This window comes from Streptomyces sp. NPDC002754 (assembly GCF_053592315.1).
The window spans coordinates 1-15,045 of sequence record NZ_JBSFVM010000050.1; the positions used below are offsets into that span (position 1 = coordinate 1).

The 15,045-nt window shown below is 72.0% G+C and carries 13 protein-coding genes; 3 read left to right on the forward strand and 10 right to left on the reverse strand.

What is annotated here, in order from left to right:
- Positions 1–427: 427 nt before the first annotated feature.
- From proC to ACWD2L_RS39195, 5 genes are all read right to left on the reverse strand, one after another.
- The gene (gene proC, locus ACWD2L_RS39175) at positions 428–1,252 is read right to left on the reverse strand and encodes a pyrroline-5-carboxylate reductase (RefSeq protein ID WP_351341916.1); all 825 of its coding nucleotides are present in this window, start codon (positions 1,250–1,252) and stop codon (positions 428–430) included.
- A gap of 104 nt (positions 1,253–1,356) precedes the next feature.
- The gene (locus ACWD2L_RS39180; RefSeq protein ID WP_351341918.1) at positions 1,357–2,094 is read right to left on the reverse strand and encodes an ABC transporter permease; all 738 of its coding nucleotides are present in this window, start codon (positions 2,092–2,094) and stop codon (positions 1,357–1,359) included.
- A 35-nt stretch (positions 2,095–2,129) separates the two neighbouring features.
- Positions 2,130–2,903 carry an ABC transporter ATP-binding protein gene (locus ACWD2L_RS39185; protein WP_351341920.1) on the reverse strand — a complete coding sequence of 258 codons (774 nt, stop codon included), beginning with the start codon at positions 2,901–2,903 and terminating at the stop codon, positions 2,130–2,132.
- A 143-nt stretch (positions 2,904–3,046) separates the two neighbouring features.
- Positions 3,047–3,544 (reverse strand): EamA/RhaT family transporter, encoded by a 498-nt coding sequence (locus tag ACWD2L_RS39190; protein ID WP_351341922.1) that lies wholly within the window; start codon positions 3,542–3,544, stop codon positions 3,047–3,049.
- Between the two features lie 57 nt (positions 3,545–3,601).
- Positions 3,602–3,898, reverse strand: coding sequence for a peptidase (locus ACWD2L_RS39195; protein WP_351341924.1), 297 nt, complete (start codon positions 3,896–3,898; stop codon positions 3,602–3,604).
- A gap of 131 nt (positions 3,899–4,029) precedes the next feature.
- Here ACWD2L_RS39195 and ACWD2L_RS39200 point away from each other — a divergent pair, with 131 nt between their 5' ends.
- Positions 4,030–6,144, forward strand: coding sequence for a protein kinase domain-containing protein (locus ACWD2L_RS39200; RefSeq protein WP_351341926.1), 2,115 nt, complete (start codon positions 4,030–4,032; stop codon positions 6,142–6,144).
- A 15-nt stretch (positions 6,145–6,159) separates the two neighbouring features.
- Here the strand turns inward: ACWD2L_RS39200 and ilvD are convergent, their stop codons facing one another.
- The 4 genes from ilvD to ACWD2L_RS39220 form a co-directional block, all read right to left on the reverse strand.
- Positions 6,160–8,013 carry a dihydroxy-acid dehydratase gene (gene ilvD, locus ACWD2L_RS39205; protein ID WP_351341928.1) on the reverse strand — a complete coding sequence of 618 codons (1,854 nt, stop codon included), beginning with the start codon at positions 8,011–8,013 and terminating at the stop codon, positions 6,160–6,162.
- Between the two features lie 131 nt (positions 8,014–8,144).
- Positions 8,145–8,753: a TetR/AcrR family transcriptional regulator gene (locus tag ACWD2L_RS39210; RefSeq protein WP_351341930.1), complete on the reverse strand. Its 609-nt coding sequence runs from the start codon at positions 8,751–8,753 to the stop codon at positions 8,145–8,147.
- Positions 8,750–9,574: a sugar phosphate isomerase/epimerase family protein gene (locus ACWD2L_RS39215; RefSeq protein WP_351341932.1), complete on the reverse strand. Its 825-nt coding sequence runs from the start codon at positions 9,572–9,574 to the stop codon at positions 8,750–8,752. The genes ACWD2L_RS39210 and ACWD2L_RS39215 overlap by 4 nt, the downstream gene beginning before the upstream one ends.
- A gap of 182 nt (positions 9,575–9,756) precedes the next feature.
- Entirely contained in the window at positions 9,757–10,689 is a 933-nt protein-coding gene (locus ACWD2L_RS39220) for a Ppx/GppA phosphatase family protein (RefSeq protein ID WP_351341934.1), read from the reverse strand.
- Between the two features lie 80 nt (positions 10,690–10,769).
- Here ACWD2L_RS39220 and ACWD2L_RS39225 point away from each other — a divergent pair, with 80 nt between their 5' ends.
- A complete protein-coding gene (locus tag ACWD2L_RS39225) occupies positions 10,770–11,621 on the forward strand; it encodes a hypothetical protein (protein WP_351341936.1) in 852 nt (283 codons plus the stop codon).
- A 30-nt stretch (positions 11,622–11,651) separates the two neighbouring features.
- Here the strand turns inward: ACWD2L_RS39225 and ACWD2L_RS39230 are convergent, their stop codons facing one another.
- A complete protein-coding gene (locus ACWD2L_RS39230) occupies positions 11,652–13,373 on the reverse strand; it encodes a BACON domain-containing protein (protein ID WP_451193592.1) in 1,722 nt (573 codons plus the stop codon).
- Positions 13,374–13,593: 220 nt separating this feature from the next.
- On the opposite strand from ACWD2L_RS39230, the gene radA reads away from it, so the two are divergent.
- Positions 13,594–15,000: a DNA repair protein RadA gene (gene radA, locus ACWD2L_RS39235; protein ID WP_351341940.1), complete on the forward strand. Its 1,407-nt coding sequence runs from the start codon at positions 13,594–13,596 to the stop codon at positions 14,998–15,000.
- Positions 15,001–15,045 lie beyond the last annotated feature (45 nt).

The following is a 15,045-nucleotide window of genomic DNA, read 5'->3' on the forward strand; positions in this document are numbered from 1 at the left end:
TTGCTGTTGTTGCGTTTCCGACTCTATCAGACCGTTTCACCGGCCGATTTCCCTCGGTCCCGCTTCGCTTTCCGGCCTTTCGGCTTTCCGGCGAGCCCGACTCTATCAGATCCTTTCGGGCCTGATTCCCAGTCAGAGGGGCTTGTCTTCCCGGCTGTTGGGCCGTTCCGACGAGTGAGACTTTAGCGGATTCCCGACCCCCGAGCTAATCGGGGTCGCGTCCTTTCGAACGTGGATTCCTCATTTCGCAAAGACACACGTAAATGCAGACGACGACCGAGCAGAAGCCAGTCGTCGGGCAATGAAGAGGTCTTGCGGAATGGTTGTCCGGGGACCGACCGGGGTCGGCGCTCACTGCGGACAACTCGGAGAACACTACGGATGGGCCCAGGGCGTGTCAACTTCGCGCCCCGGGCTCGTACGCAGGTCAGCTGTTGTTGCCGGAGGCCAGTTCGCGGCTGCGGTCGCGGGCGGCTTCGAGGGCGGCGATAAGGGCGGCGCGGACGCCGTGGCTCTCGAGTTCGCGGATCGCGTTGATGGTCGTGCCGGCGGGGGACGTCACGTTCTCGCGGAGCTTGACCGGGTGCTCGCCGCTGTCGCGGAGCATCGTGGCGGCGCCGATCGCGGACTGGACGATGAGGTCGTGGGCCTTGTCGCGCGGGAGGCCGAGGAGGATGCCCGCGTCGGTCATGGCCTCCACCAGGTAGAAGAAGTAGGCGGGGCCCGAGCCGGAGAGGGCCGTGCAGGCGTCCTGCTGGGACTCGGGGACGCGGAGGGTCTTGCCCACCGAGCCGAAGAGTTCCTCGGCGTGCGTCAGGTGGGAGCTCGTCGCGTGGGTGCCGGCGGAGATGACGGACATCGCCTCGTCGACCAGGGCCGGGGTGTTCGTCATGACGCGGACCACCGGGGTGCCCTCCGGGAGGCGCTCCTCGAAGAAGGTGGTGGGGATGCCGGCCGCGCCGCTGATCACCAGGCAATCGGACGGGACGTGCTGGGCGAGCTCGTCGAGGAGCGTGCCCATGTCCTGGGGCTTGACCGTGAGGATCAGGGTGTCGGCCCGCTTGGCCGCCTCCTGGTTGGTGACCGGGGTGACGCCGTAACGCGAGCGGAGTTCCTCGGCGCGCTCGGGGCGGCGGGCCGTGACCATGAGGTCGCTCGGTGCCCAGCCGCCGCGGATCATTCCGCTGAGCAGGGCTTCACCGATCTTGCCCGTGCCGAGTACGGCGACCTTGTGGCGGGTGTGCTGACTCATGAGCGGGGCCTTCCGTATGCGTCGTCCGTCCGGGGGCATCCTCGCATCGGCCGGGTCGGCGGTATCGGGGTGTCCGGTGGGCGGAACGAAGCGGCGGCCGGGCATCAGGCCGTGCGGCGGCGCAAGGTCGCCGCGCCGAGGCCCAGGACCAGGACGGCGCAGCCGGCGACGATCCCGACGTCGCGGATGTAGGTCGCGGTGAGGTCGGTGTGCTGGAGGACCTCGTTCATGCCGTCGACCGCGTACGACATGGGGAGCACGTTCGAGATTGCCTCGAGGACCGGCTGCATCTGGTCGCGCGGGGTGAACAGGCCGCAGAGCAGCAGCTGCGGGAAGATCACCGCCGGCATGAACTGGACCGCCTGGAACTCCGATGCCGCGAAGGCCGAGACGAAGAGGCCGAGGGCCGTGCCGAGCAGGGCGTCCAGGAGGGCGACCAGGAGGAGCAGCCAGGCCGATCCGGTGACGTCGAGGTCCAGGGCCCAGAGGGCGAGGCCGGTGGCGAGGATCGACTGGACGACGGCCACGGTGCCGAAGGCCAGCGCATAGCCGCCGATCAGGTCGGCCTTGCCGAGCGGCATGGACAGGAGACGCTCCAGGGTGCCGCTGGTGCGTTCGCGGAGGGTGGCGATGGAGGTCACCAGGAACATCGTGATCAGCGGGAAGACGCCGAGGAGCGAGGCGCCGATGGAGTTGAAGGTGGCCTGGTTGCCGTCGAACACGTAGCGGAGCAGGAAGAGCATCACGCACGGGACGAGCAGCATCAGGGCGATCGAGCGCGGGTCGTGGCGGAGCTGGCGCAGGACGCGGAGCGCGGTGGCGGCGGTGCGGTACGTGGTCATGGCGGGCTTCCTGGGGCGTCGAAGGCGTCGGGGCGTCAGCGGGTGGTGGGGCGGGCGGTGTTCGTCGCGTTCGCCTCGTCGACCAGGTGGAGGAAGGCCTCTTCGACGGTTGGCGTGGCGGTGCGCTCGCGCAGGGCGTCGGGGGTGTCGTCGGCCAGCAGTTCGCCCTCGCGCATGAGGAGGAGGCGGTGGCAGCGCTCGGCCTCGTCCATGACGTGCGAGGAGACGAGGATCGTGGTGCCGCGGGCGGCGAGCTCGTGGAAGAGGTTCCACAGGTCGCGGCGGAGGACCGGGTCGAGGCCGACCGTCGGCTCGTCGAGGACGAGGAGTTCCGGGGTGCCGAGCAGGGCGACGGCCAGGGAGACGCGGCTGAGCTGGCCGCCGGAGAGGTTTCCGGCGACGGCGTCGGCGTGGGATTCGAGGTCCACGTCGGCCAGGACGCGGTCGACTTCGGTGCGGCGGTGGGCGGCGGCGGTCCTGCCGGGGAGCAGGACGGATGCGAAGTAGGCGAGGTTCTGGCGGATCGTTAGGTCGAGGTAGACGGACGGGGCCTGGGTCACGTAGCCGACGCGGGAGCGCAGGGCGGGGTGGCCCGCGGGGTGGTCGAGGACCGTGAGGGTGCCGGTGACCTTGGCCTGCGTGCCGACGACGGCGCGCATGAGGGTCGACTTTCCGCAGCCGGAGGGGCCCAGCAGGCCGGTGATCCGGCCCCGCGGGACGTCGAAGTCCAGGTTGCGCAGGACGGGGCGGGGGCCGCGGGTGACGGTGAGCCCGGTGGCGGACACGGCGGATGACGGCGGTTTATTCATCACATGATGAATAATCCTCCGGGCGGCTGGGACCGTCAAGATGGGGCACTCAGGCCCCGCCGTCGGACGAGAGCCAGCGGGGTCCGGGGCGGAGCCCCGACACGTGGGGACGGGTGGCCGAGGCGTGGCCCGAGCGGCAGGCGCTAAGAGCGCTTCTTCTTCGCCGGGTTGCGGGTGCGGCGGGACGTCCGCCGCTCGTACTGGGCGCGCGCCTCCTCGTACTCCCGCCTGCGGAGCTTTTCCCCGGGGGCCTCGACCAGACAACGCAGGGCGTAGGCGATCAGGACGCCCACGAAGCCGATCGCCATGAAGCCCCGCAGCGACGCCTGCTTCTCGGGGTCGTGGCGCTCCGTGAAGCCCGTACGGGCGCGCGCGAAGGCGAGCGCGCTGCAGATCGCGAACATCACGATGAGGAGGACGTTCACGAGCGAGCCGACGTCCGCGATCGCCAGCCCCTCGTAGGCGAATCGGAGGATGAAGCAGCCGGCGGCGGCCAGGACGAGCGCGCCCACCCCGACCGCGGCCCGGCGCAGGCCGTAGTTGCCGCTGTGGTCGACCCACGTCGTGCCGAAGAAGCGGATCTCCTCGGGCTGGGGCCCCGGGGCCGGGGATGTGCTGGGGGTGCCGGTTTCGTCGCTCACGCCCTCGATTATCGCCGGACCGGGCCGCGGGCCCCGCAGCCCGGTCCCCCGCGCGGCTCAGGCGCAGCGCGGCGCCACGTAACCGTCGCTCCCCGTCTTCACGTACGTGTCGGAGACGTACTCGCCGACGCCGACGTTGTCCCAGATCCGCGACGTGCCGTACGGGCCGGCGACCGCCTGGCCCGGCTTCTGGCAGAAGATCGGCACCTTCGCGCTCAGCGGCAGCACCCGCACCACGCGGTACTGCGTGCCGGGGCCGCTGCGGACGTTCACGTTGTAGCCCGGGGCCACCGGGTAGTACATCGACGCTGCCGCCGCCTCCACGGACTGAGCGGGCTGTTCCTCTGCTGCCATTTCCCTGCGCCTCCCCCGTCGGGCCGACTCGACTCGTTCAACGTTCATTGAGGGCCCGTTGAAATATCTGTGTTGGAATGTCGAACACGCAGGCTAGCAAGGCCCGTTCATCGGCCACGGGGGGCGTGGACATGCCGTCACACAACAGCTTCGGGACCGGCGCGGAAGCGGAACTCCCGGAGTACGCCGGGCACTACCGGCTCGAGGCGCACCTGGGCACGGGCGGCATGGGCGTCGTACATCTGGCGCGGTCTGCGGCGGGGCTGCCGCTCGCGGTGAAGGTGGTGCACGCCGAGTTCGCGGAGGACCCCGAGTTCAGGGGCCGGTTCCGGCAGGAGGTCGCGGCCGCGCGGCGGGTCAGCGGGGCCTTCACCGCACCGGTCGTCGACGCCGACCCGGACGCCGAACTGCCGTGGATGGCAACGTTGTTCATCCCGGGCCCGACCCTCGCCGACCACGTCAAGCGGAACGGGCCGCTGGCCCCCGCGCAGCTGCGGCACCTGACGGCCGGCCTCGCGGAGGCGCTGCGCGACATCCATCGCGCCGGGGTCGTGCACCGTGACCTGAAACCGAGCAATGTGCTGCTCGCCGAGGACAGCCCCAAGGTCATCGACTTCGGGATCTCGCGGCCCAAGGACAGTGAACTGCGGACCGAGACGGGGAAGTTGATCGGCACGCCGCCGTTCATGGCGCCGGAGCAGTTCCGCCGCCCGCGCGAAGTCGGGCCGGCCGCCGACGTGTTCGCACTCGGCTCGCTGCTCGTGCACGCGGCGACCGGACGTGGACCCTTCGACTCCGACAGCCCCTACCTGGTGGCGTACCAGGTGGTGCACGAGGAACCGGATGTGTCCGGTGTGCCCGAGGATCTGGCGCCGCTCGTCCTCGCCTGCCTGGCGAAGGAGCCGGAGGAGCGGCCCACGCCGGACGAGCTGATGGCCCGGCTGCGGCACATCTCGGCGCAGTACGACACACAGGCGTTCATACCTGCTCAGCGGGGACCGGCCGAGGCTTCCACGGTCAAGTCCCCTGAGGCGGAGCCGAGTTCACCGGCCCCGCGGAAGCGCCCCCGCCCCCGCATGCTCATCACCCTCGCCGGCGTCCTCGCGCTGAGCGGCGCGCTCACCGTGCCGCTCCTCTGGGGGCGCGACTCCGGCTCGGCCACCGGCACCCGGACCGCGCCGGCCGGCTCCCCCGCCATGTTCCACCCCTGGCAGCGGGCGCTCGGCTCGGGCGCCGCGCCCGTCTGCTCGTACGGGGCCGGGAGCCTGAACTGCGCCGTGCCGGGTGCGCCGGCCGTGTCGCTGGATCCGCGGGACGGCTCGGTGCGGTGGAAGCGGAAGGCGTCCGGCGGGGCGGGGGACGTCGGTGGGGCGGCGCCCGTGGTGTCGGGCGGGCTGGTGCACGCGCTCACCCCGGACGGCTCCCGGCTCCTCGCGATGGCCCCCGATACGGGGAGGACCCGCTGGTCGATGGATGTGTCGCGGTACCAGGGGCAGGTGCGCCAGGCGGCGGGGCGGGTGCTCCTCGCGGCGCCCGACGGCACGCTCAGCGCGGTCGACAGCGCGACCGGGAGACGGGAGTGGGCTCGCCGGCTCCCGGGTTCGGCGACGGCCCGGCCCACTCTCTCGTACGTGGGCGGAGACCTGGCCTACGCGGCGACTCCGGCGCCCGACGGGGCGAACACGCTGGTGAGCGCGGTGGATCCGGAGACGGGTGACGTCCGCTGGCAGCGGAGTTCGCCGGGCACGGCGACCCCGGTCGGCGTGTCCGACGGCGTCGTCTGGTGCACGGAGCGGGGCGCCTCGGGCGAGACCGTCGCGCTCGTCGGCCATCGCCTCATGGACGGGGTGGTGGGGCGTCGCGTACGACTGTCGCTGCCGCTGCCGTCCGCGACGGTGGCGCTGCACGGCGACACGGCGTATCTGCTCGCGGCGGGCGGCGCGCTGGTGGCGCAGGACCTCGCGACCGGCAAGCAGGTGTGGCGGTCGGAGACCTCGGTGAGCCGGGGCTCCGCGCCCGCCGTCGACGCCGCCTCCGACCGGGTGTACGTCACGGCCCCCGACGGCCGGCTGCTCGCCGTGGACCGGCGCACGGGGCGTCCGGTCGGCCAGAGCGAGCCCCGGCCGGCGGGCCGCTCGGACCGGGTGGTGGCCGAGATTCCGGCGCCGGTCGTCAGCGGTGGCCGGGTGTTCGGGAGCGCGCCGGACGGCACCGTGTTCGGTGCCGCCACGGCGGACGACCCTTAGGGCCTGCTGTTCGGGTCAGCCGAGCTGCGACACGTCGCGGACCGCGCCCGTGTCCGCGCTGGTGGCCATCGCGGCGTAGGCGCGCAGCGCGGCCGAGACCTTGCGCTCGCGGTTCCTGGGAGCGTAGACGCCGCCCAGGGCCTCGCGGCGCGCGGCCAACTCCTCGTCGCTCACCAGGAGTTCGATGCCGCGGTTCGGGATGTCGATGCGCACGCGGTCGCCGTCCTCGACGAGCGCGATGGCGCCACCGGCGGCGGCCTCGGGCGAGGCGTGACCGATGGACAGGCCCGACGTACCGCCGGAGAAGCGGCCGTCCGTGACGAGCGCGCAGGCCTTGCCGAGGCCGCGGCCCTTCAGGTACGAGGTCGGGTAGAGCATCTCCTGCATGCCGGGGCCGCCCTTGGGGCCCTCGTAGCGGATGACGACGACGTCGCCCTCCTTGATCTGCTTGAGCAGGATCTTCTCGACGGCCTCCTCCTGCGACTCGCAGACGACGGCCGGGCCCTCGAAGGTCCAGATGGACTCGTCGACACCAGCGGTCTTCACGACGGCGCCGTTCTCGGCGAGGTTGCCCTTCAGGACGGCCAGGCCACCGTCCTTCGAGTACGCGTGGGCGACGTCACGGATGCAGCCGCCGGCCGCGTCGGTGTCGAGGGTGTCCCAGCGCTCGGACTGCGAGAAGGCCTCGGCGGAGCGCCTGCAGCCGGGGGCCGCGTGCCACAGCTCGCTCGCCTCCGCGGTCGCCGCACCGCTGCGGATGTCCCAGGCGTCGAGCCATTCCTTGATGGACGGGGAGTGGACGGTGTGCACGTCCTCGTTGAGCAGACCGCCGCGGTACAGCTCGCCGAGGATCGCGGGGATGCCGCCGGCGCGGTGCACGTCCTCCATGTAGTACGTGCCGCCGGGCGCCACGTTCGGCGCGACCTTGGACAGACACGGGACGCGGCGCGAGACGGCGTCCATGTCGGCGAGCGTGTAGTCGAGCTCGGCCTCCTGCGCTGCGGCCAGCAGGTGCAGGATCGTGTTGGTGGAGCCGCCCATGGAGATGTCGAGCGCCATCGCGTTGTCGAAGGCGGCGCGGGTCGCGATGTTGCGCGGCAGCACCGACTCGTCGTCGCCGTCGTAGTAGCGCTTGGCGATCTCGACGACCGTTTCGCCCGCCTTCTCGTACAGCGCCTTGCGGGCCGTGTGAGTGGCGAGCACCGAGCCGTTGCCCGGCAGGGAGAGGCCGATGGCCTCGGTCAGGCAGTTCATCGAGTTGGCGGTGAACATGCCGGAGCAGGAGCCGCACGTCGGACAGGCGTTCTCCTCGATACGGAGGATGTCCTCGTCCGAGACGTTCTCGTTCACCGCGTCGCTGATCGCGTTGACCAGGTCGAGTTTTCGAACCGTGCCGTCGACCAGCGTCGCCTTGCCGGCCTCCATGGGGCCGCCGGAGACGAAGACGGTCGGGATGTTGAGGCGCAGGGCCGCGTTCAGCATGCCGGGCGTGATCTTGTCGCAGTTCGAGATGCAGATCAGCGCGTCCGCGCAGTGCGCCTCGACCATGTACTCGACCGAGTCCGCGATCAGATCGCGGGAGGGCAGGGAGTACAGCATGCCGCCGTGGCCCATCGCGATGCCGTCGTCGACGGCGATCGTGTTGAACTCGCGGGCGATGCCACCGGCGGCCGTGATGGCCTCGCTGACGATGCGGCCCACGGGCGACAGGTGCGTGTGACCGGGCACGAACTCGGTGAACGAGTTGGCGACCGCGACGATCGGCTTCCGGCCGATGTCCGCACCGGGTACACCGGAGGCGCGCATAAGGGCGCGTGCGCCCGCCATGTTGCGGCCGTGGGTGACTGTGCGGGACCTCAGCTCGGGCATCGTCGCTCGCTCCTTCAGAGGGATATCAGACTGGCTCCCGAGAGTACGCCGCCGATCCAAGCGCTGGACAACGCGTCCGAATGCCGGGACGGCCGTCTCACCAGGTGCTACGGAGGGGCGGCCGCAAAGCCTCACGGCCCGGTCAGGTGCAGCTGCACCACGGGGGCGATCCGGGCGATGATCCGCTCCGGGTCCGCGGAGGCGATGGGCTCCGCCCGCATCACGTAACGGACCATCGCGGTGCCCATGAGCTGCGCGGCGGCCAGCGAGACCCGCAGCTCGGCCTCGTCCTTGGGCAGGTCGAGCCGCTGGGCGATGCTCGCGAGCAGCCGGGAGGTGACGAGCCGGCGCAGGACGCCCGCGGCCACGTCGTTGTTCACGGCGGAGCGCAGGATCGCGAGCAGCGGGACCCGCGTCTCGGGCGACTCCCACACGCCGAAGAAGAACCGGGTCATGCGCTCGCCGACCTCGTCCAGGGGCCCGTCGGCCAGGGCGTCGGGGGCCTTGAGGGCCGGGGCGAGCACCACCTCGATCGACGCGGCGAACACCTGCTCCTTGGTGCCGAAGTAGTGGTGCACCAGAGCCGAGTCCACCCCGGCGGCCTTGGCGATGCCGCGCACCGACGCCTTGTCGTAGCCGCGCTCGGCGAACTCCTCGCGGGCGACGTCCAGGATCCGATCCCGGGCGCCGGGGCCCTCGGTACGCGGAGGCCGCCCCCGGCGACGTACGGACTCGGTCATGGACGCGGTACCCGCGCGGCCGACGCCAGGTGCAGGCGGGCGAAGGCGAGGGCCTCCGCCAGGTCGGCCTCGCGTTCGGCGCTGGACATGGCGCGCCGCGTGTTGACCTCGATGACGACGTGCCCGTCGAATCCGTTCACGGCGAGGCGGTCCAGGAGTTCGGCGCAGGGCTGGGTGCCGCGGCCGGGGACGAGGTGCTCGTCCTTGCCGGAGCCGGCGCCGTCGGCGAGGTGGACGTGGCCGAGCCGGTCGCCCATGCGGTCGATCATCTGCATCGCGTCGGTGCGGGCCGTCGCGGTGTGGCTGAGGTCGACCGTGAAGTGCCGGTAGTCGTCCTTGGTCACGTCCCAGTCGGGGGCGTACGCGAGCATCTCGCGGTCCCGGTAGCGCCACGGGTACATGTTTTCGACGGCGAACCGCACATCCGTCTCGCCCGCCATCCGCCAGATGCCCTGCACGAAGTCCCGGGCGTACTGGCGCTGCCAGCGGAACGGGGGGTGTACGACCACGGTCGACGCGCCGAGCTTCTCCGCGGCGGCACGCGCGCGTTGCAGCTTCACCCACGGGTCCGTCGACCACACGCGCTGCGTGATCAGCAGACATGGCGCGTGTACGGCGAGGATCGGGATGTGGTGGTAGTCGGAGAGGCGGCGCAGGGCCTCTATGTCCTGGCTGACGGGGTCGGTCCAGACCATGACCTCTACGCCGTCGTAGCCCAGGCGCGCGGCGATCTCGAAGGCCGTCGCCGTCGACTCCGGGTACACGGAGGCCGTGGACAGCGCGACCTTCGCATCCGGGATGCGCACCACTGGTTCTGCCACGGGGACAGGGTACGGCCCCCGTGTGCGGGTGGGGGCGCCCACCCGGGCGATCACGCCGCCCGTACCCACGCCTCGGGGCTCCGCCCCGGACCCCGCGCCTCAATCGCCGGCGGGGCTGGAAAGATCGGGGCGCCGCCCCGGACCCCACTGGCTCTCGTCCACAAGGCGGGGCTTGATTTGGCTTAATTTGCCGGCAAGTGGTCCAGGCGGCGGAGGATGACGCCCTCGCGGAGGGCCCAGGGGCAGATTTCGAGGGTTTCCACGGCGAAGAGGTCCATCGCGCCCTCCGCCACCAAGGCTCCGGCGAGGAGTTGGCCGGCTCGGCCCTCGGAGACGCCGGGCAGCTCGGAGCGTTCCTCCACGGTCATCGCGGCGAGCTGCGGCACCCAGTCCTCCAGGGACTTCCGCTTCAACTCCCGCTGTACGTAGAGGCCTTCCGTCGACCGGGCAGCCCCGGCGAGCCGCGCCAGCTGCTTGAACGTCTTCGACGTGGCCACCACATGGTCCGGCGCCCCGAACCGGGCGAACTCCCCGACCGTGCGCGCGATCTGCGCCCGCGCATGGCGCCGCAGCGCCTTCACGTCGTCCGGATCCGCCGGGTCCCCGGGCAGCCATCCGGCCGTCAGCCGGCCCGCCCCGAGCGGCAGCGACACCGCGGCGTCCGGCTCCTCGTCGATGCCGTACGCGATCTCCAGGGAGCCGCCCCCGATGTCGAGCACCAGCAGCCTGCCCGCGGACCAGCCGAACCAGCGCCGCGCCGCCAGGAACGTGAGCCGCGCCTCTTCCTCGCCGCTGAGCACCCGCAGTTCGACGCCCGTGGCGTCCTTCACGCGCGCGAGGACGTCGTCGGCGTTGCTGGCCTCGCGCACCGCCGATGTCGCGAACGGCAGCAGGTCCTCGACGCCCTTGTCCTCGGCGGCCTCCAGCGCCTCTCTGACCGTACTGATCAGCAGCTCCACGCCGTCGGGCCCGATCGCCCCGTGGTCGTCGAGGAGTTGGGCGAGCCGCAGTTCGGCCTTGTGCGAGTGCGCGGGCAGCGGGCGGGCACCGGGGTGTGCGTCCACCACGAGCAGATGGACCGTATTCGAACCCACGTCGAGGACACCGAGTCTCATATAGGGAACGCTACTGCTCCATGCGGCTTGCCCGTCCGGGAAGGTCCTGTGAAAGGCGTCAACGCCTTTACCCTGGAGCCGTGCCAAAGACGAAAAAGGCCAAGGCCGACAAGAGCGACAAGAAGACGAAGTCGGCAAAGCAGGAGCTGAAGAAGCAGCCGAAGCAGCGCTCCAAGGCGGACGAGAAGCCCATCGACTTCCCGCGCGCGTGGGTCGAGTTCCCGGATCCGGCGGACGACGAGCAGCTCTTCCGCTGCGATCTGACATGGCTGACCTCTCGTTGGAGCTGCATCTTCGGCAGCGGCTGCCAGGGCATCCAGGCGGGCCGCGCCGACGACGGCTGCTGCACGCTCGGCGCCCACTTCTCCGACGAGGACGACGAGAAGCGGGTCGCGCAGAACGTGGCACGCCTCACGCCGGACATCTGGCAGCACCACGACATCGGCACCGAGACCGGCTGGGTGTCGACCGACGAGGACGGCGAGCGCCAGACCCGCCCGTACGAGGGCTCGTGCATCTTCCAGAACCGGCCGGGCTTCGCGGGTGGCGCGGGCTGCTCGCTGCACATCCTGGCGCTCAAGGAGGGCCGCGAGCCCCTGGAGACGAAGCCGGACGTCTGCTGGCAGCTGCCGGTCCGCCGTACGTACGAGTGGATCGAGCGGCCCGACGACACCAAGGTGCTCCAGGTCTCGATCGGCGAGTACGACCGCCGTGGCTGGGGCCCGGGCGGCCATGACCTGCACTGGTGGTGCACGTCGGCGACCTCGGCGCACGGCGCGGGCGACCCGGTCTACGTCAGTTACGGGCCCGAGCTCACGGAGCTGATGGGCAAGGCCGGCTACGACAAGCTGGTCGAACTGTGCGAGGAGCGACTCGCGGCAGCACCCAAGGGGCTCCCGCTCATCGCCCCGCACCCGGCCGACCCGGCGTAACGCACACATCCGACGGTCCGGGACCGGACGTCAGGGGGTCCCCGACGGCGAGCCCGTCCCGGACCCGCCGGTCCCGGAGGGCGACGCCGTGTCGGACGGGGGCGCCGAGTCGGTGGGCTCGGGGTCGCTCGGGCTCGGCGTCGAGCTGTCGGTCGGATCCGGCGTCGGGTCGGGCGAGGTGTGCGTCGGCGTGGGGGTCGGCCTCGGGTGGTTCGGGGACGACGGGACGGAGTGGGACGGCGAGGGCCGCGAAGTGGCACCACCGCCTCCGCCACCACCGGAGCCTGAACCCCCGTACCCCTCAAGGGAGATGACCGCACCGGACGGGTCGATCCCGACGTGCGCCGTCCAGTGCCCGCGCGGCTCCCGGTACTCGTTCACGTAGACGTGGATCGTGAGCGACTCGCCGGGGCTCAGTGTTCCCGACGTCCGGCTCAGGTACAGCCATGACGCGTCCGTGGAGGCCGTCCAGTCGACGGGCGCGCGGCCCGACGCGGTGAGCGTGATCGCCGTCGAGTTCCCGCTGGGCTGCGCCTCCACGGTGATGCGGCCGGGACCGCGCCCCGCGCGCGTGGGCGGCGATGTGACCTCTACGGAGACGTCGGGCGAGCGGCTGCCCGCGGTGAAGCCCGGGTCGGGGCTCGTCCGCGCGTTCCCCGCGTTCTCGTACGCGCCGCCGGTCCGCTCGCCGTCGAGGCTGTCCGCCGTGCCGTCCTCGCTGGCCGTCACGGAGCGTCCGTCGGCGGCCTCTCCGGTGAGCGGAGCGCCCCGGTAGGCGGCCCACAGGGCGAGCACCGGGGCGGCGACCACGGTGGCGACCACGGTCGTCGTCACGGCACGCGAGCGCAGCCGGGCGCTGCGGGCCGCCCGGTCCTTGGGGTCCATGGGGTAGCCGCGCCGGTCGAAGCGCGGGGCGCCGGGGTGCCGGGCGTGCATCGCGAAGTGCAGGGCGGGGCGCGGGGCCGCCACGAGGGGCAGCGCGGCGGGCGTCACCGAGGTGCCCGGCCAGGCGCGGGGCGCGGCGCGCTCGGCGGTGCGGCGGCAGCGCGGGCAGTCGTCGACGTGCCGGACCAGCTCGCGGCGCAGGGCGGCCGACAGGAGCACCTGGTTGTCCCCGGTGAGGCGGGCGACGCTGGGGCACGTGCCGGTCTCGACGACGGCGAGTGCGGCGCGGGTCCGCTCGACCTCGCAGGCCGCGGCCGAGAGCAGCTCGCGGGTGGCGGTGGGGTCGGTGCCGAGTACGGCGGCGACCTCGCGCGGCGACAGCTGGTGGCGCACCGCCAGCTCCAGGGCCTCGCGCTGCTCCGGAGTCGTGCCCGCGGCTTCCGGCCAGGCGAGCTGGGCGAGCTGCCGCCTGCGCTCCTCCTGAAGAAGACCGTCCTGCGGCCGGCCGCTCTGGGACCGGCTGACCTCTTGCACGCTCTGACGCCGCCGATTGGCCTCGGCCAGACGGCGCAGGCAGGACCAGCGGGCCAGCGCGTAGAGCCAGGCCCTGCGCTCGGCGGGCGAGTCCCCGGCCGGGGCGCGGGAGCCGCGCCGCTCGGCGAGCGCGAGGGCGTCACCGAGCGCCGAGGTCGCCTCGTCGTGATCGCAGAGGACGGAGAGGCAGTAGGTGAACAGGCCGTCCAGACAGGACTCGTAGCGGGCGGGCGGGCTCTGCGGGGCGGTGCGCGGCTCCTGCCGCCTCGCCCCGGGACGGTGCGCCCGGTGTGCGCCGGTGGTCTGTGTGGGAGTTTCCGGCCTGCTGCTCATCACCGTGTGACCGTAGGCTCACCACGAGGGGGCTTCCTCCCCCTTGAGCACATTTAATCCTTACGGGTGAAACGATCCCTCAAAAGAGGACAGGAACCCGTCATTCCGTGGCCAGCACGGCTACGCGGGGCGACCGCCGAGGTGGTGACGCGGCCCGGTGAGGTGGTGCGCACGGCACACCCCCGCCGTGTTGTCAGTCCTGCCCGCTACGGTTCCGTTCATGGCTGCCCGTACCAAAACCAAGGACCGTCCGTCCTACCGCTGCACCGAGTGCGGCTGGCAGACGGCCAAGTGGCTGGGCCGCTGCCCCGAGTGCCAGGCGTGGGGGACGATCGACGAGTACGGCGCGCCCGCCGTGCGCACCACCGCACCGGGCCGCGTCACCACGTCGGCGCTGCCCATCGGCGAGGTCGACGGCAGGCAGGCGACGGCCCGGACGACCGGCGTGCCCGAGCTTGACCGGGTGCTCGGCGGCGGCCTGGTGCCCGGCGCCGTGGTGCTGGTCGCGGGCGAGCCCGGCGTCGGCAAGTCCACGCTGCTGCTCGACGTGGCGGCGAAGTCGGCCAGCGAGAAGCACAAGACCCTCTACGTGACGGGCGAGGAGTCGGCCTCCCAGGTGCGCCTGCGCGCCGACCGCATCCACGCGATCGACGACCACCTGTACCTGGCGGCCGAGACCGATCTGGCCACCGTCCTCGGCCACTTGGACGCGCTGAAGCCGTCGCTGCTCATCCTGGACTCCGTACAGACGATCGCGTCCGGGGAGATCGACGGGGCGCCCGGCGGCGTGTCCCAGGTCCGCGAGGTGGCCGGGGCGCTCATCCGCGCCTCCAAGGACCGCGGCATGTCCACGCTCCTGGTCGGCCACGTCACCAAGGAGGGCACGATCGCGGGCCCGCGCCTCCTGGAGCACCTGGTCGACGTCGTCCTGAGCTTCGAGGGCGACCGGCACGCGCGCCTGCGTCTCGTACGAGGCGTCAAGAACCGCTACGGGACGACGGACGAGGTCGGCTGCTTCGAGCTGCACGACGAGGGCATCACGGGCCTCGCCGACCCGAGCGGCCTGTTCCTGACCCGGCGCGCCGAGCCGGTGCCCGGCACCTGCCTGACCGTCACCCTGGAGGGCCGCCGCCCGCTGGTCGCCGAGGTCCAGGCGCTCACGGTCGACTCCCAGATCCCCTCCCCGCGCCGCACCACGTCCGGCCTGGAGACCTCCCGCGTATCGATGATGCTGGCCGTGCTCGAACAGCGCGGGAAGATCAGCGCGTTGGGCAAGCGGGACATCTACTCCGCGACGGTCGGCGGCGTGAAGCTCACGGAACCGGCCGCCGACCTGGCCGTCGCGCTGGCCCTCGCCTCCGCGGCGAGCGACACCCCGCTCCCCAAAAACCTTGTGGCGATCGGAGAAGTGGGCCTCGCGGGCGAGGTCAGGCGGGTCACGGGCGTGCAGCGCCGGCTCTCCGAGGCGCACCGGCTCGGGTTCACACACGCACTGGTTCCGACCGACCCGGGAAAGATCCCGGCCGGTATGAAGGTCCTGGAAGTCGCCGATATAGGGGATGCTCTGCAGGTGCTGCCGAGGAGCCGTCGGCGAGACGCCCCACGGGAGCCGGAGCAGCGCCGGTAGACTTTGCCCTGGTCTCGCCCGTGCGTGCGAACGCGAGGGACGTGG

What these genes read in the sequence shown, in the direction of transcription:
- ACWD2L_RS39220 (WP_351341934.1), bottom strand. Translation starts at nt 10,689, where the DNA reads ATGAGACTCGGTGTCCTCGACGTGGGTTCGAATACGGTCCATCTGCTC.
- ACWD2L_RS39185 (WP_351341920.1), bottom strand. Translation starts at nt 2,903, where the DNA reads ATGAATAAACCGCCGTCATCCGCCGTGTCCGCCACCGGGCTCACCGTC.
- ilvD (WP_351341928.1), bottom strand. Translation starts at nt 8,013, where the DNA reads ATGCCCGAGCTGAGGTCCCGCACAGTCACCCACGGCCGCAACATGGCG.
- ACWD2L_RS39210 (WP_351341930.1), bottom strand. Translation starts at nt 8,753, where the DNA reads ATGACCGAGTCCGTACGTCGCCGGGGGCGGCCTCCGCGTACCGAGGGC.
- ACWD2L_RS39195 (WP_351341924.1), bottom strand. Translation starts at nt 3,898, where the DNA reads ATGGCAGCAGAGGAACAGCCCGCTCAGTCCGTGGAGGCGGCGGCAGCG.
- ACWD2L_RS39200 (WP_351341926.1), top strand. Translation starts at nt 4,030, where the DNA reads ATGCCGTCACACAACAGCTTCGGGACCGGCGCGGAAGCGGAACTCCCG.
- proC (WP_351341916.1), bottom strand. Translation starts at nt 1,252, where the DNA reads ATGAGTCAGCACACCCGCCACAAGGTCGCCGTACTCGGCACGGGCAAG.
- ACWD2L_RS39180 (WP_351341918.1), bottom strand. Translation starts at nt 2,094, where the DNA reads ATGACCACGTACCGCACCGCCGCCACCGCGCTCCGCGTCCTGCGCCAG.
- radA (WP_351341940.1), top strand. Translation starts at nt 13,594, where the DNA reads ATGGCTGCCCGTACCAAAACCAAGGACCGTCCGTCCTACCGCTGCACC.
- ACWD2L_RS39230 (WP_451193592.1), bottom strand. Translation starts at nt 13,373, where the DNA reads ATGAGCAGCAGGCCGGAAACTCCCACACAGACCACCGGCGCACACCGG.